At 72.1% G+C, this 20,917-nt stretch carries 15 protein-coding genes; 8 read left to right on the top strand and 7 right to left on the bottom strand.

The features are described from left to right. Nucleotides 1–114: 114 nt before the first annotated feature. The 3 genes from JJJ15_RS02360 to JJJ15_RS02370 all read left to right on the top strand — a co-directional run bounded on the left by JJJ15_RS02360 (nt 115) and on the right by JJJ15_RS02370 (nt 3,413). Nucleotides 115–867, top strand: a complete 753-nt coding sequence (locus JJJ15_RS02360; protein WP_106109320.1) for an IclR family transcriptional regulator — start codon at nt 115–117, stop codon at nt 865–867. Nucleotides 868–1,929: 1,062 nt separating this feature from the next. Further along, nucleotides 1,930–2,586, top strand: coding sequence for a DUF6318 family protein (locus tag JJJ15_RS02365; protein WP_210338796.1), 657 nt, complete (start codon nt 1,930–1,932; stop codon nt 2,584–2,586). A gap of 233 nt (nt 2,587–2,819) precedes the next feature. After that, nucleotides 2,820–3,413 carry a zinc transporter gene (locus JJJ15_RS02370; protein ID WP_200511328.1) on the top strand — a complete coding sequence of 198 codons (594 nt, stop codon included), beginning with the start codon at nt 2,820–2,822 and terminating at the stop codon, nt 3,411–3,413. Between the two features lie 214 nt (nt 3,414–3,627). Here the strand turns inward: JJJ15_RS02370 and JJJ15_RS02375 are convergent, their stop codons facing one another. Continuing rightward, the gene (locus tag JJJ15_RS02375) at nt 3,628–4,536 is read right to left on the bottom strand and encodes a restriction endonuclease (protein WP_106109322.1); all 909 of its coding nucleotides are present in this window, start codon (nt 4,534–4,536) and stop codon (nt 3,628–3,630) included. Nucleotides 4,537–4,982: 446 nt separating this feature from the next. Between JJJ15_RS02375 and JJJ15_RS02380 the strand changes: the two genes are divergently transcribed. Next, nucleotides 4,983–6,122: a glycosyltransferase family 4 protein gene (locus JJJ15_RS02380; protein WP_200511329.1), complete on the top strand. Its 1,140-nt coding sequence runs from the start codon at nt 4,983–4,985 to the stop codon at nt 6,120–6,122. Further along, nucleotides 6,119–7,084, top strand: a complete 966-nt coding sequence (locus JJJ15_RS02385; RefSeq protein ID WP_200511330.1) for a GNAT family N-acetyltransferase — start codon at nt 6,119–6,121, stop codon at nt 7,082–7,084. The genes JJJ15_RS02380 and JJJ15_RS02385 overlap by 4 nt, the downstream gene beginning before the upstream one ends. 381 nt (nt 7,085–7,465) lie before the next feature. Here JJJ15_RS02385 and nrdR read toward each other — a convergent pair whose 3' ends face one another. Both nrdR and JJJ15_RS12820 read right to left on the bottom strand, forming a co-directional pair. Further along, entirely contained in the window at nt 7,466–7,969 is a 504-nt protein-coding gene (nrdR, locus tag JJJ15_RS02390; protein ID WP_200511331.1) for a transcriptional regulator NrdR, read from the bottom strand. Nucleotides 7,970–8,280: 311 nt separating this feature from the next. Beyond that, complete coding sequence (locus JJJ15_RS12820) at nt 8,281–9,063, bottom strand: LysM peptidoglycan-binding domain-containing protein (RefSeq protein ID WP_246742115.1); 783 nt, start codon at nt 9,061–9,063, stop codon at nt 8,281–8,283. 205 nt (nt 9,064–9,268) lie between these two features. On the opposite strand from JJJ15_RS12820, the gene lexA reads away from it, so the two are divergent. Continuing rightward, on the top strand, nt 9,269–10,009 hold the full coding sequence (gene lexA, locus JJJ15_RS02400) for a transcriptional repressor LexA (RefSeq protein WP_246742116.1): 741 nt from the start codon (nt 9,269–9,271) through the stop codon (nt 10,007–10,009). Between the two features lie 330 nt (nt 10,010–10,339). On the opposite strand, the gene JJJ15_RS02405 is transcribed toward lexA, so the two are convergent. Next, complete coding sequence (locus JJJ15_RS02405; protein WP_200511333.1) at nt 10,340–11,338, bottom strand: L-lactate dehydrogenase; 999 nt, start codon at nt 11,336–11,338, stop codon at nt 10,340–10,342. A 247-nt stretch (nt 11,339–11,585) separates the two neighbouring features. Here JJJ15_RS02405 and JJJ15_RS02410 point away from each other — a divergent pair, with 247 nt between their 5' ends. Next, entirely contained in the window at nt 11,586–13,868 is a 2,283-nt protein-coding gene (locus JJJ15_RS02410) for a glycoside hydrolase family 3 protein (protein WP_200511334.1), read from the top strand. Nucleotides 13,869–14,042: 174 nt separating this feature from the next. On the opposite strand, the gene JJJ15_RS02415 is transcribed toward JJJ15_RS02410, so the two are convergent. Further along, entirely contained in the window at nt 14,043–16,040 is a 1,998-nt protein-coding gene (locus JJJ15_RS02415) for an ATP-dependent DNA helicase (RefSeq protein ID WP_246742117.1), read from the bottom strand. Nucleotides 16,041–16,047: 7 nt separating this feature from the next. After that, a complete protein-coding gene (gene hflX, locus JJJ15_RS02420) occupies nt 16,048–17,823 on the bottom strand; it encodes a GTPase HflX (protein WP_246742118.1) in 1,776 nt (591 codons plus the stop codon). A 1,395-nt stretch (nt 17,824–19,218) separates the two neighbouring features. Here hflX and JJJ15_RS02425 point away from each other — a divergent pair. Continuing rightward, nucleotides 19,219–19,608 (top strand): hypothetical protein, encoded by a 390-nt coding sequence (locus tag JJJ15_RS02425; protein WP_200511335.1) that lies wholly within the window; start codon nt 19,219–19,221, stop codon nt 19,606–19,608. Nucleotides 19,609–20,106: 498 nt separating this feature from the next. Here JJJ15_RS02425 and dapB read toward each other — a convergent pair whose 3' ends face one another. Beyond that, nucleotides 20,107–20,859, bottom strand: a complete 753-nt coding sequence (dapB, locus tag JJJ15_RS02430) for a 4-hydroxy-tetrahydrodipicolinate reductase (RefSeq protein ID WP_106109329.1) — start codon at nt 20,857–20,859, stop codon at nt 20,107–20,109. Nucleotides 20,860–20,917: the final 58 nt, after the last annotated feature.

Here is a 20,917-nt window from a genome sequence, read left to right on the forward strand (position 1 = left end):
CAGGCAGTCGCACCATGAGACCATGGGGCATCCCGTCTCAGCATTCGCGCAGATCCTGGAATCTGACGCGGAGTCTAGTTGAAATCTCATCCCTTGGGATGCCAGTATCAGATTATGGACGCACGGAGTGAGGCCATGAACGACTCGGAAAACGGCAGCGGCGTCGGCGTCATCGACAAGGCCGCCCTGGTCATGAACGCCCTGGAGGCGGGCCCGGCCACCCTGGCCCAGCTCGTCACGGCTACCCACCTGGCCCGCCCCACCGCCCACCGCATCGCGGTGGCACTGGAGTTCCACCGCCTGGTGGCACGCGACTCCCAGGGACGGTTCGTCCTGGGGCCGCGCCTGAGCGAGCTCGCCTCCGCCGCCGGGGAGGACCACCTCCTGGCCGCCGCGGGCCCGGTGCTGGCCGCCCTGCGGGACAAGACCCACGAGTCGGCCCAGCTCTACCGGCGCCAGGGGGACGTGCGGGTCTGCGTGGCCAACGCCGAGCGGCCCATCGGCCTGCGCGACTCCATCCCGGTAGGGGCCACCATGTCCATGCTCGGCGGCTCGGGCGCCCAGGTCCTGCTGGCCTGGGAGGAGCCCGACCGCCTGCACCGGGGGCTGGTGGGGGCGCGCTTCAACGCCACCATGCTCTCCACCGTCCGACGTCGCGGCTGGGCCCAGTCCGTGGGCGAGCGCGAGCCGGGGGTGGCCTCCGTCTCAGCACCTGTGCGGGCCACGGGGGGCAAGGTCATTGCCGCCGTGTCCATCTCCGGGCCCATTGAGCGGATGGGACGCCAGCCCGGCCGGGTCCACGGCGCCGTGGTCATGGCCGCGGCCCGCCGCCTGTCCGAGGTCCTGCGCAGCTCCGACGAGGACTGACCCCGCCCCGCCCCCTCCCCTCCCCCGCCCCACTCCCGCCCTTCCGCGAGAACGGTACTTATTCGTCGCGAGAACGGTACTTGTTGGCCGTGAGAACGGTACTTGTTCGTCGTGAGAACGGAGTGCTTGTGGGGACGGGCGGTTGGCGTGGTCCGCAGGTCGCACTGGTTGCCGTGTCCCTCCTCCAGCGGTCCCCGGGGGATCGGAATAATCCCACGGATCCCGCAGGCGCCTCCTGCAGGGACTCATGAGATCTGCAGGAGCCGGTACGACTCGTGGCGGGCACGCCGTACAGGCTGGGCCCGTTGGGCCCAATACGGGACCACCGCCCCTGGTGGCGGACGGGTGCCGGAGGGATTATGCGCGACCAAGACCGTACCGGGCGCCCGACTTGTCACAATCTGAGGATCAGAACCGGACCCACCCCTCTCTCACCTTTGTGCACTTAATGTCCACGCAGGTCAGAGACCCGGATCCTGCTGCAGTTGAGGGTGCTCCTCGTTCTGATCCTCAGATTTGGACACGCGCCAGAGCCGGGACGACGAGCAACCGAGAAATTACTCAGAGATCCACATAACCCACTCAGATTTGCGCAAGGAAACGGGGGTGGTGCTGCGGGCGGGGTGCCCGCGTCCTCCCGTCTGTCCCCTCCGTCCTTCCGCGAGAACGGTACTTGTTTGTCGTGAGAACGGTACTTGTTTGTCGTGAGAACGGGTGCCGGGTTGCTGCCTGGGGTGTGGCTGGTGGCGTGCTTGTCTGGGTGTGTCCTGAGGGGTCTGGCTGGGTGGGTGGTTCGGCCAGGGTGTGGCCGTCACCGTCCTCCCCCTGCTCCCGGGTCGGTTGGGTGGGTGTGGGACGTGGGTCCTGGTTTGGGGGTGTGGGTGCTGGGCTGCCTGGGTGTCGGGTTGCTGGGTGGTTGTGGTGTGTGTGCATGGGTTGGGTGGTGGTGTTATGGTGGTGTGTGTCGTCTGGTTGGCGGTGGGGTTGGTCGTGGTGGCGCTGGTGCCGCCGGGCCCGCCCCCTTGTCCTGCTCTTGTTCCTGGGTGTGTGAGGGGGGTCGCGATGGTGCGGTCCGGGTCGTGGGTGCCTGCCCTGGCGGTGGTCATGGTGTCCGTCCTGGCGGGGTGCTCCGGTGGTGGCGTCTCTGGTGCGTCGCCGAGTGTGGATCCCTATGAGGTGGGTGCCAGTGCGATGGCGGCGGCGGCCTCGGCGTCGGCCAGTGCGCGGGCCAGTCGTGACGCGGCCCTGGGGCCGGACCTGGTGGCCAGGCGTGATGCGGCCCTGGCCACACCACCGCCGGACAAGCCTGAGAACCTGGGCGAGGACAGCCTGGAGGCCGCAGCTGCCGCGGCCGTGTACTTCTTCAGTCTCTACCGGTACGCGGCGGTCACCGGTGACACCAAGGACTTTGAGGCCATGAGCGAGCAGCGGTGCAAGTTCTGCGCCGACCTTGTTGACAAGACCACCAGGCTGCACCAGGAGGGGGGCTGGGCCGACCCCTGGGAGCAGACCGCCGAGAAGGTCGAGGCCTACCCCCTCAACCCCGGATACGAATACCACCAGGTAGACGTCACCCTCTTTATGGGGGACATTACGACGTGCGAGGGAAACAGTCCCGACACCAAGACTACGCCAGCGGAGACGGAGAAGCTCCACGTGGCGCTGCGTTATCATGACGGTACGTGGACCGTCGGAGGAGTGGAGGTTGTTAAGCCATGACGACAAGACGTTTTCTCAGCACCAATCTACTGCTAACGAGTCTGCCTCTGACTCTTATCTGCTCTCCTGCGACTTATGCGGACGAGAGGTCATCAGACTTCCATGCCGAAACGTCCCCGGGCGACAGCACGATCACCTTGTACGGTGATCAGTATGAGCGTCTGGATCCGGGTCCGGGCTCGGGTGGGTCTGGTGGTTCTGGGTCGGGTTCGTCTGGTGGGTCGTCGGGTGACGTGGTGGTGTCGTTCTCGGTGTCGAAGCCGGGCAAGACCCCGCTGGTGTGCGTGGCCTACGCGCCGGACCCCAACCACCTGTTCTGCAGGCCCTACGAGCCCGAGGAGCCCGAGGAGCCCGCCCCGGCAGTGGTGCCGGTGGTGGTCTCGGCCAGGGACGTGGCCTCCCTGATGGTGGACGGGTCGGGCATCACCCGCCAGCCCCCTGGTACCACGGCCCGGGTGGACATGGACCTCATCGCCTACACCGACCCCTCCACCCGCTCCCTGTCCACCACCGTGGCCGGCACCCCGGTGGAGGTGGAGGCCACGCCCGCCTCCTACCACTGGGACTGGGGGGACGCCACCACCACGACCACCACCAGCCCCGGCGCCCCCTGGCCCCACCAGACCCTGACCCACCGCTACCACCACCCCCAGACCGGCGTCCACCTCACCCTGACCACCACCTGGACCGCCCGCTACCGCCCCCAGGACGGAACCTGGCACGACGTCCAAGGCACCGTCACAACCACCCAACAGTCTGACACCTTCAACCTAGTAGACACCACAACACACCTCACCGACCACGCAGAACACACACAAGGACACTAGACAACCCCCGCACCCACGCCCCGTACAACGAGCACCGGCCCCACACGCAACAAATACCGTTCTCACGACGAACAAGTACCGTTCTCACGAGAGGGACGAGGCAGCACACCAGCAGCCAGCCCCACCGCACCACCCGCACTCACCGATGCGCCGCCCACCACGACCGCAGAGCCTGACGAGCCGCACGAACCTGGTCCCAGCATCCCCGTACCCCTTACTCAAAGAAGCCTTCGTCAACCTCGACAATTCGGATTGTGTCCCGGACCTGGACCCCCACGCCGTAACGGATCATAAGGGAGGCGAGCCGGGCGCCGTCGATCAGGACAATCCGGCTGGCGACCCGCTCGGCGTACTCCCGGGCGCGAGCGCTAAAAGAGGCTGTGGTGATAAAGACCCCCTGGCTGGCCTGTGCGCCCTGGAGGGCCCCTGCAAATCCCTGGACATCGGGTCGGCTGACTGTGCCCCGCGGGTCATAGCATTTGGCCTGGACGTATATGCGACTGAGGCCCAGCGCGTCCTGGTCAATGATCCCGTCAATGCCATCGTCGCCGGATAGACGGGTACGGGTTACGGCCCCCTGGGTACCGCCGTAGCCCATGGCCACGAGCAGGTCGAGCACCGCCTGCTCAAAGAAGACAGGACCCTGCGTATGAAGACGCTCCAGCAGATCCTGGGCCACGGAATCATTCAGACGCCTGACGCCGTCGTAGACCTGCTCGGTGGGATCGACCAGGGTGTCTCCCAGAGTCGCACGCTGCTGCGTCGAAGAGCCCTTCCTGCCCGGATCCGGCCAGCTGTATCCGGGCAGGGCCTCCAGGTCGGACGTGGTCAAGGCCTCGGGGTGGTGCCGGAGCAGTGCCTGCCCGGTCTGTGTCATGACGTATCTGCCCCGGGCAGGGTGCTCGACCGCACCGGCGTGGGACAGGTAGGACAGCGCCCACCCCAGGCGGTTGGTCCACATAGGCTCACCGGAGGGAATCCGCACGGCGCACTGGTCCTCGGTAAGCCCCATGTCCTGCCGGGCGCGCTGGCGTAGCTCACGAACCGGCCAGACTCCGCCGTCAGACAGGACCCGCAAGGCCGGGACCAGAAACCCCTCCCACGTGGGGACGACGTTGCTCATTGAGACTCCCAGGGATAACGGCTATCAGACCCCATGATTCTAGACGGCACCTAGACCTAGGCCCCACCTCGTCTGACACGCACGCGGGACAGCTCGTCCCAGCCAGTTGACCAGCGCGGCACCGAAGGCCTGCTGGGACCCAGCCGCGCCCGGGAGACAGCTGGGTCCGGGACCGGCGGCCGCCCCCGCAGGCAATAAGTACCGTTCTCACGACGAACAAGTACCGTTCTCACGACGAATAAGTACCGTTCTCGCGAGAGGAACGAGGCAGCACACCAGCGGCCAACCCCGCCACACCCGCACCCACCGACGCACCGCATCCGGGGTGCACCCGCTGCCCGCACTCAGGCGCGGGCTCGGGTACCGACCCACCGCACCCCACCGGGGTACAGGCGCTCGGGCACACCGGGCACTACCGCGGCCGCGCTCCTCCGTAGACTCGGACCATGCGCACCACCCTGCTCGTCACCAATGACTTCCCCCCGGTCGTGGGCGGCATCCAGTCCTACCTGGACGACTACACGCGCCGCCTCCCCGGCCAGGATCTCGTGGTCCTGGCCTCCACCCCGCCGCAGGGCCCCCAGGCCGCCGCGGAGCACGACGCCACCCTGCCCTTCGAGGTGGTGCGCATGCCCACGCACATGCTCCTGCCCACCCCGGACGTACGCGACAGGATGCGCCAGACCATCAGGGAGCGGGGCGTGGAGACGGTGTGGTTCGGGGCCGCCGCCCCCCTGGGCCTGCTGGGCGGCGCCGCCAGGAGGGCCGGGGCCACCCGCGTCATCGCCACGACCCACGGCCACGAGGTGGGCTGGGGGCTGTGGCCGGGCCCCCGCCAGGCGCTGCGCCGGATCTTCGCCGACGCCGACGTCGTGACCTACATCTCCCAGTACACCCTGGAGCGGCTGGCCCCCCACATCCCCCCGGGCACCACGACCCTGCGCCTGCCCAGCGGCATCGACACCGACCGCTTCCACCCCGACCCGCACGCCCGGGCCCGCCTGCGCCGTCGTTACCGCATCGGGGACGCCCCCACGGTGGTGTGCGTCTCACGCCTGGTGGCCCGCAAGGGGCAGGACGCTCTCATCGCGGCCTGGCCCCGGGTGGTCGAGGCGGTGCCCGGTGCCCGGCTCGTCATTGTCGGCTGGGGCCCCTACGCCCGGGAGCTGGCGCTCATGAGACGCCGCTGCCCCGTACGCGACTCCATCGTGCTGACGGGCGCGGTACCCGGCGAGGAGCTGCCGGGGCACGTGGCCCTGGGGGACGTGTTCGCCATGCCCTGCCGCACCCGCAACCTGGGCATGGACGTGGAGGGCCTGGGGATCGTCTTCCTGGAGGCCTCCGCCACCGGCCTGCCCGTGGTCGCCGGGGACAGCGGCGGCGCCCCGGAGACCGTCGTCGAGGGGCAGACGGGTACCGTGGTGGACGGGCGCGACCCGGACGCGCTCGTGGACGCCCTGGTCACCCAGCTGCGTGACGCCGACCTGCGCCAGCGCATGGGCCGGGCGGGACGTGACCTCATGCTCCGGCAGTGGACCTGGCCGAGCCTGGTGGACAGCCTCGTCGAGGCCATTGACGCCCGGTGAGCACCCCGACGCCTGACGGGTGGCTGCCCACTACCGTGCAGGCGCTGCTGGACCAGGCTGGTGACGACGTCGCCCGTCTGGAGGTGGCGCTACTGGCCGCATGGCGGCCTACCACCCTCCTGGCCCACGCCGACCTCCCCGGCTGCGTCCTGCGCTGGCACCACCAGATGACCAAGCGGGCCAACTCGCTGCTGGTCCTGGGCCCGACCCTGCCCCGCAGCACCGCCCTGGCCACCTCGTGGTACGCCCGGCGCGCCCCCGCCCAGGCCCCGTTGGCCATGACGCGCTGCCCCCTGCCGCAGGGCCCGGACAGAGGCGCCGTGCTCATTATGACCTGCGACCTGGCCCAGTTCCCGGCCGCGGGTCAGGCTACCGGGGCACAGCGCCCTGACCAGCCCCAGGAGACGCCGTCCCCTGCTCCCTCCCCCACCCGGGCCCCGGCCCTCTGGGAGACGAGCCCCAGCACGACGAGCTCACCCTGTTCGTCGCCCGTGAGCCCGGCCCCCTGGGAGGCAGGCCCCAGGGGGCCGGGCCGGCAGGGACCAAGGCTGCACCTGGGCTCCCGGCTCCCCCGGGTGCTTTTGGAGCGTACGGCTGCCCGCGGCATGGGGACGCCTGACGACGTCGCCCGCGCCCGGGCCCTGCTGCTGTGCGCCCCGGGGCAGGTCTTCGCCACAGTAAGCCAGGGCGGCGAGGTCGTGGGCGTGGCCAGGCTGGCCGTGACCGGTGTCAATGACGTCGCGGTCCTCGACGGGGTGTGGGTCGCCCCTCGCAGCCGACGTCGTGGCACCGCCTCACACATGATCCGGCACCTGGCCCACCAGGCGCGGCACCTGGGGGCCCGGCACCTGGCGCTGGAGGTGGAGGCCGACAACCTGGGCGCCATAGCGTGCTATGAGCGGCTCGGCATGGGGCTCCACCACGCACACCGCTACACGCCCCTGGCCCCCTGGGGCACCTGACCTCTGACTCCGCGGGCCGGGTGGCGCCTGCCGAGACCGCGAGCGCGTCCGCGGTCACGGTCTCTGAGCCCGCGGACTGGGCTGGCGCACCACGCCGCCACGGCCCGGGCCGTCACCACTGCCTCGAGCACTTCCTCTCGGTGTACCGCGCCACCAGGGCCTGGATCCCGCACCGGCCCCGGGCCCCGCAGGGGGCCAGCGCTCCCGGGCGGCCCCGGAGCTGCGGCGCACGTACTACCCCCGGGCCCCGCAGGGGGTCAGCCCCCTCCACCGACGCGCACCCGCACCCAGTACACCCCGCGGCCGGGGGCCAGCATAACCGGCGTAATAGTGATGGGGGTGATGGAGTAGCACCGCAGCCGGTGGCTGGCTCTTAGGCGTCTACCGTCCGCGGGAGGAGGTGGACCGGGGCCTGGGGGCGGGGGCGGCGTGCGGGGAGGTGTGGACGTCGCGCAGCTCGGCAATCGCCCGCTCAAAGTCCTCCAGGGTGTTGAAGTTGGAGTAGACGGAGGCGAACCGCAGGTAGGCGACCTCGTCCAGGTCCCGCAGGGGCCCCAGGATGGCCAGGCCGATGTCGTGGGAGTCGACCAGGGCCTGGCCGTTGGCGCGAACCGTCTCCTCCACCTTGTGGGCCAGGACCGCGAGCTGGTCGTCGGTGACCGGGCGGCCCTGGCAGGCCCGGCGCACCCCCACAATGACCTTGTCCCGGCTAAAGGGCTCGACCACGCCCGAGCGCTTGCGCACCGAGAGGCTGGCGGTCTCGGTGGTGGTGAACCGGCGCCCGCAGCGGGGGCACTCACGCCGACGCCGGATGGACAGGCCGTCCTCCGAGGTACGGGAGTCCACCACACGGGAGCCGTCATAGCGGCAGAAGGGGCAGTGCACGGGGTCCCTCCGAGTAGATCACATACCTGAGAGAGAAATGTGAGGCGAGCCTATGCGGGGAGCGCCCGAAGAGCAAGGGTGAAACGCCGGAAGACGTCGAGTAAGAGCTCTCAAGGTACCTGAATGCCGTCCCGGAGGCACGGACCCAGCTACCCGGGCACCCGGCCCCGGGCACCCAGGACCCGGCCCCGGTGGTCACCCGCGCTATGAGCCTGCTGGAGCGGCCTCTGACCTCCCGGCCCCGGTCACCCAGGACCCGGCACCAGCGGCAGGTCACCCGGCCCCGGTCACCCAGGACCCCGGCCCCGGGCTCAGCCCCGGGGGACGATAAGGCGCTGCCCGGGCCGCAGCGTGGTGCCGGAGAGGTGGTTGAGCTCCACAATGAGCGCTGCCGTCTCCATGACGTCGCCGCGTCCGGTGGCCGCCGCAATGTCCCACAGGGTCTGTCCTGCGGACACGGTCACGGTGGTGGTCGCCCCCGTCTCCTGCCCACCCCCGGACGGACCGGAGGCGAGTACGGCCCCCGCCACCAGCAGGGCCAGCACCACCCCGGCCACCACGAGCCCTCTGAGACGCCCCCTGAGGCGACGCAGGAGCCCGGCCGCCGCGCAGCGGGTACCGCCCGGGCCCGGTGCGCCCGCCCCGCCTGCCGCGGGGTGGGCCACAGGCTCCCCGCCGGGCAGGGGATGGCCGGGCCCGGGACTCTTCGCCAGGTCGGTGACGGGCCCCTCCCCGCCGGGCAGGGGGCGGCCCGCACCGTCCCCGCCAGCCCCCTGGTACCCGGCACCCGGTGCGTCCCCGCGCCGACGGGCCCGTACCGCGGGGTGGGTAGGTGACAGCTCAGCGAGCTCGGCCAGCCGGGTGGGCGTGGGGGTGAGGGGCCCTCGTCCGCCCCGGGAGCCCCGTCGCGGGGCGCCCGAGGTCCGGGGCGTCACAGGACGGCGCCCGGCCCCGGTCCCCCGTATGGCAGGCAGTTCCCAGGGCGGCGGCTCGGAGGTGACCGCGCGCAGGCAGGCCCGCCCCGGGCTCCGGCCGGCGTCGGGCGCGGGGACCAGCCGCAGCGTGGGGGCCGGGGGAAGGGCGAGGGCGCTCACGAGAACCTCCTAGAACACATGTTCGACGAACACTTGTTCGACACCATAGCGCCTGGCGGACGACACGTCCAGCAGCACTCGAACACGTGTTTGAAGGTCGCGGTGCGGAGCCGTAGGCTGGAGGGGTACAGGCCACCACGAACCACCGAGACGACCAGCAGCCCTCAGGGACCCACCCCGGGAGCGGAGCATGGAGGGCACGGCGATGACCAGCAGCACCCTGGACCCCACGGATCCCCGCGTGGCGCGGGTCGTGGACGACCTCGACGCCCGCGCCTGTGCCGTCTACGAGTGCGTGCGCGACGCCGTCGTCGCCCGCGGCTACCCGCCCTCGCTGCGTGAGATCGGCGCGGAGGTGGGGCTGACCAGCCCCTCCTCGGTCAAGCACCAGCTGGACAAGCTCGAGCGGCTGGGCCTGGTCCACCGTGACCCCAAGCGTCCTCGCGCCCTGGAGGTCGTGGTCCCTGAGCCGGACGCCCGCCAGCCCGCCCCGCCCACCACCCGGCGCCCGCTCGCCCCGGTCGTGCCCCTGCCCTCCCTGCCCGGCGTCGGGCAGGACGAGGCCGTGGCGGTCCCCCTGGTGGGGCGGATCGCCGCGGGCAGCCCCATCCTGGCCATGCAGGAGGTGGAGGACGTCGTGGCCCTCCCCCGCCGCCTGACGGGGGACGGGGAGCTGTTCATGCTCCAGGTGCACGGAGACTCCATGATCGAGGCCGCCATCTGCGACGGGGACTGGGTGGTGGTCCGCTCCCAGCCCGACGCCGCCAGCGGGGAGGTCGTGGCCGCCCTGCTCCAGGACGTGGACGGCCACAGCGCCACGGTCAAGGTCCTCTCCCGGCGTGACGGCCACCAGTGGCTCCTGCCCCGTAACCCCGACTACGCCCCCATCCCGGGCGACGAGGCCACGATCATGGGCAAGGTCGTCACGGTCCTGCGGGCCCTGTAGCCCCCGACCCAGCGGCCCGGTGCCCTGACGCCGGGCCGGGCGGCTGCCGTGGGCTCCTGACGAACCTGGCAGCCGGCCCGCGAGTGCACGGCACCGGACCGCTCCCGGCGGATCGTGCTCGGGGCCAGGAGCGGCGGGGCCCGGGACAAGCACGGCGGGGCCGAGAGCGGTGGGGCCGGTGGCGCGGGGACCGTCCCGGGCCGGGCGGCCCAGGAGACACGGGTGGGGCCGGGGCCCTCGCACTTAAGGACCCCGGCCCCACCCCGGTGCGTCGCGGTGCACCCGCGCGGCAGCGCCTGCGCACCCGGCAGGCGGCGTGCCGGCCTGGCCTCAGTAGCCCAGGCCGCGGGCGACCTCGCGCAGACGCTCGGCCGAGGCGATCAGGCGGGTGCGCTCGTCGTCGGTCAGCGGCAGCTCCAGGCGGCGGCCGGCGCCCTTACGGCCGATAATGGTCGGGACGGCCATGCACACGTCGGAGATGCCGTGCCAGTCATCCAGCAGCGGGGAGACGGTCAGGACCCGCTGCTCGTCGTTGAGGACGGCACCGATGATCCGCTGGACCGCCAGGCCGACGGCGTAGTTGGTCACGCCCTTGCCCTCGATAATGCGGTAGGCGGAGCGCACGACGTCGTGGGCGATGCGCTCGCGCTTGGCCTCGTCGAACTCACCGCCGTCGAGGGTCTTGCCCCACTGGGTGATCGGCACGCCGCCGATCTCGGTGGAGGACCACAGCGGGACCTCGGAGTCGCCGTGCTCACCGGTGATGTAGCCGTGGATGTTCTGCACGGCCGTACCGGTCTCCAGGGAGATGAGGTAGCGCATGCGGGCGGTGTCCAGGACGGTGCCGGAGCCGAAGATCTGGTTCTCGGGCAGGCCGGTGATCTTCTTGGCGCAGTAGGTCACCACGTCCACCGGGTTGGCCACCGGCACGAAGATCGCGTTGGGGGCGACCTCGACCAGCTTGGGCAGGATCTTCTCCATAATGCCCACGGTGGCCCCGGCCAGCTCCAGACGGGACTGGCCCGGCTTCTGCTTGGCGCCGGCGGTAATGGCGATGACGTCGGCGTCGCGGCAGATCTCGGGGTCGGTGGAGCCGGACACGGAGCCGGCGGAGGTGAACTGGATACCCTGGGCGATGTCGAGGGCCTCGGCCTCGACCTTCTCCTTGGCGATGTCCTGGAGGACGACCTCGCGGGCGACACCCTTGGTGACGCAGGCGTAGGCCAGGGTGGAACCCACCGCTCCGGCGCCGATAATGGCGACCTTGGAGGGGCGGCCGGAGGCCTTGGCGGTGGGGTAGGAGCCTTGGGCGGTGTTGGTGTTGGACACGGGTTCTCCTTCACATACGGGTGGGGATGAGCGGACGCTGGCCGGTCCGCCTCCCAGACTAGTCGCTGAGGTACCCCTATATGGGGGACTTTCCGGCTACCGGGCGCGTCGTACTAGCCTTCTACCAGGTAGTTGCCCTGACCATCGGCTGTTTGAACGACTACCCTGGTACCTGTCAGCTCCTGGCGGCCACCCGGCCCCCGCGCCGAGAGGCCGCCACCAACCACCCCATGACACAGGAGTCACCATGCGCCGTCTCCCCCCTGTCCTGGCGCGACTGAGTATTATCGCCCTCCTGCTGGGCGTGCTCACCGGCGCGCCGGTTACCGCCGCCCCGGCACCGGGGGTCGAGACCGACCCAGCGGCCCGGGCCCAGGCCCTGCTGGCCACCATGAGCCAGGACGAGAAGATCGGCCAGGTCCTGTGGACCCACGTCTACGGCTCCTCGGCGCAGGACGAGACCTACGCCGACAAGAACGAGGACGTGTTCGGACCCGGCGTGCGCACCCCCGCCCAGGCCGTGAGCACCTTCCACCTCGGCGGGGTCCTGTACTTCAACTGGGCGCACAACGTCACCACCCCCACCGACCCCGGGCAGGTGGCCGCCCTGTCCGACGGCCTCCAGGAGGCGGCACGTACCAGCGGGCCCAAGATCCCCCTGGCCATCACCATCGACCAGGAGGGCGGGCTGGTGGCCCGGGTACGGACCTCGGGCACCGACGTGCCCGGGAACATGGCCCTGGGGGCCACCGGGTCCACCGAGCTCGCCCGCGCCCAGGGCCAGGCCCTGGGGTCCGAGCTCGCCGCCATGGGGATCAACGTCGACTTCGCCCCGGTCCTGGACGTCAACACCAACGCCGCCAACCCGGTCATCGGGGTCCGCTCACTGGGGGACGACCCCGAGGCGGTCGCCTCCCTGGGCGCCGCCCAGATCGAGGGGCTCCAGTCCGAGGGGGTCTCCGCCACCGCCAAGTACTTCCCTGGGCACGGTGACACCCAGACCGACTCCCACCTGGGCCTGCCCACGGTCAGCTACGACCGGGCCACCCTGGACACCCACCTGGCCCCCTTCCGGGCCGCGGTCAAGGGCGGGGTGGACATGATCATGACCGCCCACATCGTGGTGGAGGCCATTGACCCCGCCCACCCGGCCACCACGTCCAAGGCGGTCCTCACCGACCTGCTGCGCGAGGAGATGGGCTTCACCGGCCTGATCACCACCGACGCCATGGACATGGAGGGTGTCCAGCTCTCGGTCATGTCGGACCAGGAGAAGGAGGAGTACGCCAGGCTCAAGGCCGACCAGGACGCTAAGAAGGACGCTGCCGCCAAGGACCCCACCGCCGCCGACCAGTACACGGCCGCCTCGGCCGCCCTCAAGGCCTTCCTCGCCCCGGTGCGCGGTCGGGTGGCCGTGCAGTCCTTCCTTGCGGGCAGCGACGTGCTGCTCAACACCTACGACGTGCCCGCCGTGACCTCGGCCATGAAGGCGGCCCTGGCCGACGGGACGATCACCGCCGAGCGGCTGGACGCCTCCGTGACGCGCATCCTGGAGTGGAAGGCGCGGCGCGGGGTCCTGGACGCCTCCCCCACCTCCGCCCAGACCATCGCCTCCGTGGTGGGCTCGGCCGCGCACCAGGAGACGGCTGCCAGGATCGCCCAGCAGTCGGTGACCATGGTCCGCAACGACGCCGACTCCGTGCTGCCCCTGTCCCCCACGCGCACCCCCCGACTCCTGCTCACCGGCTCCTCCTGGGGGAACCCGGAGCTGCTGACGCAGCCGCTGACCGACCTGGGGTTCACCGTCAACCGGGTGGAGACCTCGGGCGACTCCCCCGACCCCACGGCCGCCGAGGTGGACGAGGCCCTGGCCCAGGCCGAGAACGCCGACGCCATCGTCCTGACGACCTACTCCATGGCCGCAGGCTCCACCCAGGCCGACCTGGTGGCGCGCATGGTCGCCACCGGCAAGCCGGTGACCATCCTGTCCACCCGCAACCCCTACGACGTCGCGGTGGCGGGCACGGTGGCCCCGGCCTCGGGCAGCACCGGCCAGTGCCTGCTGCCCGCGGGCTGCTCGGTCACCACCACCCCCTCCCCCACCAACGGCGTGGCGGTCCTCAACCTCTACTCCAACCGGCAGGTCTCCCTGACCGCCGCCGCGAAGGTCATCGCCGGCCAGGCCCCGGTAGGGGTCCTGCCGGTGAACGTGCCGACGGCGCAGGGCGGCGGCACCCTCCAGGCCCGGGGCTTCGGACTGACCTACCCCAGCCAGGGGCAGAACCCGGGCGGGGGCCAGCTGGTGCCCGGCGTCCAGCCGGGTATCCCCACCGTGCCCGACCCCGGCTCACCCGGGACGGGGACGCTGCCCACGGGGAGCACCGCCCCGGTGGTCTCCGAGCCGCAGGGCACCGGCTCCCGGCACGGCCTGTCGCGCACCGGGGCCGTGGTGTGGCCAGGCCTGGCCGCCGCGGTCCTGCTGGTGGGCGGGATCATGCTGGTCCGCGCACGACGACGTCGGCGCGCCTGACGGCTGAGGCAGCCACCCGCCCGGCCAGTACCACCGCACTGCCAGTGCCCCGGGGCCTACCAGCTGGCGCCCCGGGGCCTGGTGGTTAGTGCCCCGGGGCCTACCAGCTGGCGCCCCGGGGCCTACCAGCTGGCGCCCCGGTTCCTGGCAGCCAGTGGTCCCGGGGCCTGGCGGCTATGGGTTCCTGCGGCTGGCGGCCAGGCGCTCCAGGGCCCCCAGGACGGTGGCGCGGTCCCTGGTGGGCCACAGGGGCGGCATGGACCGGGCCAGGAAGGCCCCGTAGCGGGCGGTCCTCAGGCGCGGGTCGAGGACGGCCACGACGCCGCGGTCACCGGCCCGGCGTACGAGGCGGCCGGCCCCCTGGGCCAGGAGGAGGGCGGCGTGGGTGGCGGCCACGCTCATAAAGCCGTTGCCGCCCGCGGCGGTGACCGCCTCAATGCGTGCCTGGGCCACCGGGTCGTCGGGTCGGGGGAAGGGGATACGGTCGATAATGACCAGCCTGCAGGTGTGCCCGGGCACGTCCACCCCCTGCCACAGGCTCAGGCTGCCCACCAGGCAGGAGTCCTCCTCACGGGTGAAGGCCTCCACCAGGGTGGGCAGCTGGTCCTCCCCCTGGGCGTAGACGGTCAGGTCGGTGGCGCCACGCAGGACCTCAGCGGCCTCCTGGGCGGCGCGACGTGAGGAGAACAGGCCGAGCACGCCCCCGCCCGAGGCCTCGGTCAGGGCCAGGATCTCGTCCAGGGCGGCCTCGGAGATACCCGCCGCGGGCCGGGGCAGGTGGGTGGGCGTGTAGAGGATGCCCTGGCGTGAGTAGTCAAAGGGGGTGCCCACGTCCAGGCCCTCCCAGGGATCCTCGGACAGGGTCAGGCCCAGGGTGCGGGCCATGGGGTCGAAGCTGCCACCCAGGGCCAGGGTGGCGGAGGTCAGGACCGCGGCGGTGCCGCTCAGGAGGGTGTCGGCCACCGGGGCGGCCACGTCAATGGGCGCCAGGACCAGGCGGGGCGGGTCGGAGCCCATCCGGGGCCGCTCGACCCAGGCCACGTCACGGTGCCGGGCCACGGAGTCGCCGGTCATGCGCCCGAGGGCCTCAACCAGGTCGGCTACCGCGGTGCGGGCCAGGGCCAGCCCCCCGGCGTCCTCGCTCCCCCTGCCCGCCCCCCTGGCCTGCTCGCGCACGTCGGCGGCCAGGCGGCGGGCGGCGGCCTCCAGGAGGGTCAGGGCCTCACCCAGGGCCGGTGGCAGGCTGGCGGGCAGGCGGGCGTCGGGCAGGTCCGCGAGCGCCAGGGCGAGCCCCTGCCCGGCGGTCTCCAGCTCGGTGACCACGGCGTGGGCGTGCCTGCGCACCGTGGCAGCCACACGGGCCACGGCGGCGGCGGACAGGCTGACGGTGTCCTGGGAGCGGACCCGGTCGGCGAGCTCGTGGGCCTCGTCCACCACCAGGACCTGGTGGTCGGGCAGGAGGCCGCTGTTGCCGGCCACGGCCACGCCGAGCATGGCGTGGTTGGTCACCACGACGTCGGCCTGGGCCGCGGCGGCGCGGGCGGCCTGCGGGAAGCACTCGTCCCGCAGGGGGCAGGAGGGGCCCAGGCACTCGTCCCGTGAGACGCTGACCTGGTCCCAGGCCCGGTCGGACACGCCGGGGACCAGGTCGTCGCGGTCCCCGGTGGTGGTGGTCGCCGCCCACTGGCGCAGGCGGACCACCTGCTCGCCCAGGGTGGTGCTACCGGCCCCGCCCACGTGGGAGCGGGCGGCGTGGGCGGGGCCGAAGAGCGCGTCCTCGTCCTCCGGGGGGTAGCCGCCGGCCAGGCGGTGGCGGCAGACGTAGTTCCGCCAGCCCTTGAGCAGGGCCACGCTGGGCCGGGTCCCGGTGACCGCCTCGACGGCGTCGGCCGCCAGGGGCGCGTCCTTGGTCATGACCTGACGCTGGAGGGCGAGGGTGGCGGTGGAGACGAGCGTGCGTTCCCCGCCCTGTACGGCGTGGACCATGGCCGGCAGGAGGTAGCCCAGGGACTTGCCGGTCCCGGTGCCGGCCTGGACCAGGAGGTGCCCGCCGTCCTCGATGGTGGCGGCCACGCGCTCGACCATGGTGGCCTGGCCCTGGCGTGGTGAGCCGGACAGGCGTGAGACGGCCTCGGTCAGGGCCTGGCCGGCCAGGTCGGCGGTGGAGGCCATGGGGCCCTCAGGCCTGTCCGGGGGCGCCGGTACCACCGTCCTGGGTGGGCGTCGGGTCCGCCGGGTCAGCCGGGGCCGCCTGGTCCGCCGGGGCTGCCAGATCCATCGGGGGCGCCTGGTCGGCGACGCTGGCGGCCCGCAGCTCGGCGGCCAGGGCCGGGTCCACGCGGGCCACCAGGCGGGTGCCGTGGGGCACGTAGCTGACCGAGTCGACCTCCCCGTCGGCGTGGACCCGGGAGACCAGGTCCCCGCGGGAGTAGGGCACCACGAGGTCCACGGCCACGCCCGGACGCGGCAGGAGGTCCTCCACGCGCTGCCGGAGGGCGTCCAGGCCCTGCCCGGTGCGGGCGGAGACCGTCAGGGCCCCGGGCAGGCGGGTGCGCAGGGTCGCCAGGGTGACGGCGTCGGCCAGGTCGGCCTTGTTGAGCACCACGAGCTCGGGGACGTCCAGGGCGCCGGGGATACCGGCCAGGACGGTGTGGACGGCGGCGACCTGGCCCAGGGGGTCGGGGTGGGCGGCGTCCACGACGTGGAGGAGCAGGTCGGCGCCGGCGACCTCCTCCAGGGTGGAGCGGAAGGCCTCAATGAGCTCGTGGGGCAGGTTGCGTACGAATCCGACGGTGTCGGTCAGGGTGTAGACGCGCCCGTCGGCGGTCTGGGTACGCCTGACCGTGGGGTCCAGGGTGGCGAACAGGGCGTCCTGGACCATGGTCTGCGCCCCGGTGAGGCGGTTCATGAGGGAGGACTTGCCGGCGTTGGTGTAGCCGGCAATGGCCACCGAGGGGATGGCCCCGCGCCGCCGTGAGCCGCGCCTGGTCTCCCGGGAGGGGGCCATGGCCCTGATCTCACGGCGGAGCTTGGCCATGCGCTGGCGGATGCGACGCCGGTCGAGCTCGATCTTGGTCTCGCCCGGGCCGCGGGAGCCAATGCCCTGACCCCCGGCCACGCGCCCGCCGGCCTGGCGGGACATGGACTCCCCCCAGCCGCGCAGGCGAGGCAGGAGGTACTCCAGCTGGGCCAGCTCCACCTGGGCCTTGCCCTCACGGGACTTGGCGTGCTGGGCGAAGATGTCGAGGATCACGGCGGTGCGGTCCACGACCTTGACGCCCACCACGTCCTCCAGGGCGCGGCGCTGGGAGGGGGCGAGCTCGCCGTCGACAATGACCGTGTCCGCCCCGACGGCCGCGACCACCTCGGCAAGCTCCTTGGCCTTGCCCGAGCCCAGGTAGGTGGCGGCGTCGGGGTGGTCGCGCCTCTGGGTGAGGGCGTCCAGGACCTCGCTGCCGGCGGTGGAGGCCAGGGCGGCCAGCTCACGCAGGGAGGTCTGGGCGTCGGTGGCGCCCTGGGCCGCGGGGCCCGGCTCCGCGGGTGCGGCGGGCAGGTCCAGTCCCACCAGGACCACCCTCTCCAGGCGGATCTGGCGGTACTCGACCTCGCTGACGTCCTCCAGCTCGGTGCTCAGGGAGGCGGTGCGGCGGGTTGCGGCGCGAGCCTCGCGCTCCAGGGCGCCGGCGTCGTGGGCCTCGTGGGCCTCGTGGTCGGCGGCGGTGGAGGCCAGGGCGGCGGCGGAGCGTGACAGGACGCCCGGGATGACGTCCTCGGTGCCGGGCCGCGGGGCGTCGTGCAGGGCGTTAGGCTCCGGAACAGCGGTCTGTGGGGCGGCGTCTCCGGCGTCGGGCTGCGGGGCGCCGGTGGGGGCGCCGGTCCTGGGGGTGCGGCCCGGGGTCCTGGGGACGCCGGTCCTGGGCGCGGGCGTGGCGGCGTGGTCGTGGTGGGAGGTCATAGATAAGGTCCTTTGCGTATGCGTGCAGTGGTCCGGAGCACGGCTCGACGGACCGGCCCGGCGGGGCCGGGGCTTTGAGTGGGGACGGGGGACGGCGCCGGGCGTCGTCGCCTCAGCGCATACGAGTGAGCCACATGGGCAGTATGGTAGCGCCACAGCGCGCTCTGGGCCAGTACGCTCGGGCTTCCGCCGCGACCAGCGTGCCAGGTAGCACCACGGCGCGCTCCGGGCCAGTACGCTCGCCCACCGGGCACTGGCGGTGTGCCGGGCACAGTGGGCGGGGCTGCTGGCCTCTGGCAGTTGGCCGCAGGCCGCAGGCAAGGGCGCGAGCTGCGAGCCGCCACGAGCCGCGGGTCGTGAGCTGCAGGCAAGGCTATAGGCCGCCGCGAGCCACCAGAGCTGCGGGCAAGGGCGCGGGCTGTCGCCATGAACGCTACTTTAGAGAGGTGAACGCTATCTGGAGGGAGTGAACGCCATATAGGGGAGGTGAACGCGCGCCTATACGACGTTCATCTTCCTGACATAGCGTTCACCCTCCCAAAGTGGCGTTCACCTCCCCGAAATGGCGTTCTCAGCCCCGAGGTGGCGTTCACTTGCGCAGGCCCCGCGGACAACGCCCGTGCCATCGAACGGGTAGCCGCTGTCCCCAGTACGTCAGGCAAGGACTGGACCACCCGGCCCGCCAGCACCCCGGCGGCGCACTACCCCCTAGTACGTCAGGCAGGACGCCGACGTCGGTACGGATACCGGCGGCACCGTCACTGTCCCCCAGTACGCCAGGCGGAACGGGGCGCGTCCGGCCGTGAGACGCAGATCTGGGGGCTGTCCCCCAGTACGTCGAGTAGGACGGCGCCGGCCTTCACCGGTGCGGTGGTCTGGGCCGTTATCCCCGGTACGTCAGGCGGGACGGCACCCGCGTCGCCGCCGACGCCCGCCCGGCCCACTGTCCCCCCACATCGAGCAGGACCGTAGACCACGCGCGGCGCCGCCTCACCGCGGCCGGATGCCACCAGTACGTCGGGCAGGACGAAGGCCCACCGGGCAGAGTCCGAGATGGCCCTCGCCAGCGGCAGAGTGGCGCGCCAGCCCATCAGCTCGCGGGCCTTACCAGGTACTTCTGCCTGAAAGGCTCTGGTGCCAGCGCTGGCCCAGCGGCTCGCGGGCCTTACCGGTCAGCGCGTAGCCCCCGACGACGTCGCCGGGGCGTCACGGCCCGACCCGCAGCTCCACGCTGGCGCCCAGGGTCTCCACGGCGAGCACAAACAGCCCCCTGACCGCCTCGCCGGTCCCGGTGCCGACGACGGACGCGGGCCGGGCCGTCGGGCACGCACCAAATTAGTGTGATTTACATAACACGCACCTCTCTGCTGCCTTCACATCACTATTGTTACTGTTATGCGCCTCTACCGGTACATTGACGTCCAGGCCATCCTGGTGGATATGGGGCTGAACCGCCGGGTCCTCATCGACCTGCTCCTGGCTGCCGCTGGCTTCGTCGTGGGGGTGGCCTTCCTGGTCTGGATCCACGGCCCGCTCAGCCTGGACATGGCCATCACCGCGGGGGTCGTGGGTGCGGGCTGGCTGTTCGGGATCCGCCTGGTGTGGCGCTACCTACCCAGCTTATTCTTCTTCGGCAGCATCAGTTTCATCTTACTCGCCCCTATCGTCTACTGCGTCCTCAAGCTGTGGCTGGGCATGCTCATCGGGATACCGGCCCTGGTCTGGCGCGGGGGCTGCGACATTCTGATCGTGGTCCGCGCCCGCCGCGCCCGCCGCGCCACCTGAGGCCGCCCAGCCCGCCCTGAGCCCACCCCTGGAGCGCGGTACTCACAGACCGGCTTAACAGGAGGGCCTGCGGGCCTCCCCTCTGTACACAACGTTCCCGTACACCGGCCGACCAGAAGAGGCCCCGCCCCCGACCCAGGTTCTGGCGACCAGGTGCTGTCCCGTCCGCGCTGCAAGCAACCCCGTCAGGCGCCAAGAGGTGGGTGACGGCCCCTGGGTACACCAGGCAGGTGGCACCCCACGGCCGCCCGGGGCGGCTTGCACGACCCTGGCGGCGTCACGTCCCCGCTGGGGCAGGGACGCCACGTGATCGTCCACGGGGCCCTGGCCGACTCACGCCCCGCCAGGGTGGGGACACCCTGGGTAGCACCCTGTTACGACGGGCGGCTCGTGCCCACGCAAGGCGACCACCCGACTACCAGGGGCGAGGGCAACGCTTCCACGGGCGGCCCGGTGGCGTCCTGGTCGAGCCGCTTAGGCTTGCGTAGTGCCCCGGGCTCACAGGTCCAGGAGCGCCTCCAGGCCCACGGTCAGGCCGGGCCGGGAGCCGACCTGGCGCACGGCCAGGAGCACCCCGGGCATAAAGGAGGAGCGGTCGAAGGAGTCGGTGCGGATGGTCAGCTGCTCACCGGGGTTGCCCAGCACGACCTCCTCGTGGGCGGTCAGACCCCGCAGGCGCACGGCATGGACGTGGACGCCGTCAATGACCGCGCCCCGGGCGCCGTGCGGGTCCGCGGCCGTGGCGTCGGGCATGGCACCCAGGCCAGCGGCGGCCCTGGCGGCGGCAATGCCCTGGGCGGTGGCGACGGCGGTACCCGAGGGGGCGTCCACCTTGGCGGGGTGGTGGAGCTCAATGACCTCGGCGGACTCGAAGTAGCGGGCGGCCCTGGCGGCGAAGCCCATGGCCAGGACCGCGGAGAGGGCGAAGTTGGGGGCGATGAGCACGCACCGGCCCGCCGCCTCGGGGCGCCCCAGGTGCTCACGCACGCGCCCGTAGGACGCATCGGTCCAGCCGGTGGTGCCCACCACCACGTCGACCCCGGCGTCAATGAGGGCGTGGACGTTGGCCTCGGCGGTGGCGGGGACGGTGAAGTCCACGGCGACGTCCGCGCCGCCCAGGTGCGCGGCGTCGAGCGGGTCGCCCACGTCCAGGCGGGCCACGAGCTCCAGGTCCCCGGCCGCCTCCACGGCCTGGCAGACGGTGGATCCCATGCGCCCGGCGGCGCCCACGACAGCAACACGAGTAGTCATGGGCCCAGGCTAGCGGCCCGGGGCAGGGTGCCCCGGGAGCCCGCCCCGTGTCGGGGCA

Origin of the sequence: Actinomyces sp. HMT897, from assembly GCF_016626125.1 — a bacterium.
Taxonomy (GTDB): domain Bacteria; phylum Actinomycetota; class Actinomycetes; order Actinomycetales; family Actinomycetaceae; genus Actinomyces.

What these genes read in the sequence shown, in the direction of transcription:
- JJJ15_RS02425 (WP_200511335.1), top strand. Translation starts at nt 19,219, where the DNA reads ATGCGCCTCTACCGGTACATTGACGTCCAGGCCATCCTGGTGGATATG.
- hflX (WP_246742118.1), bottom strand. Translation starts at nt 17,823, where the DNA reads ATGACCTCCCACCACGACCACGCCGCCACGCCCGCGCCCAGGACCGGC.
- JJJ15_RS02380 (WP_200511329.1), top strand. Translation starts at nt 4,983, where the DNA reads ATGCGCACCACCCTGCTCGTCACCAATGACTTCCCCCCGGTCGTGGGC.
- JJJ15_RS02360 (WP_106109320.1), top strand. Translation starts at nt 115, where the DNA reads ATGGACGCACGGAGTGAGGCCATGAACGACTCGGAAAACGGCAGCGGC.
- JJJ15_RS02415 (WP_246742117.1), bottom strand. Translation starts at nt 16,040, where the DNA reads ATGGCCTCCACCGCCGACCTGGCCGGCCAGGCCCTGACCGAGGCCGTC.
- JJJ15_RS02375 (WP_106109322.1), bottom strand. Translation starts at nt 4,536, where the DNA reads ATGAGCAACGTCGTCCCCACGTGGGAGGGGTTTCTGGTCCCGGCCTTG.
- lexA (WP_246742116.1), top strand. Translation starts at nt 9,269, where the DNA reads ATGACCAGCAGCACCCTGGACCCCACGGATCCCCGCGTGGCGCGGGTC.
- JJJ15_RS02410 (WP_200511334.1), top strand. Translation starts at nt 11,586, where the DNA reads ATGCGCCGTCTCCCCCCTGTCCTGGCGCGACTGAGTATTATCGCCCTC.
- dapB (WP_106109329.1), bottom strand. Translation starts at nt 20,859, where the DNA reads ATGACTACTCGTGTTGCTGTCGTGGGCGCCGCCGGGCGCATGGGATCC.
- JJJ15_RS02365 (WP_210338796.1), top strand. Translation starts at nt 1,930, where the DNA reads ATGGTGCGGTCCGGGTCGTGGGTGCCTGCCCTGGCGGTGGTCATGGTG.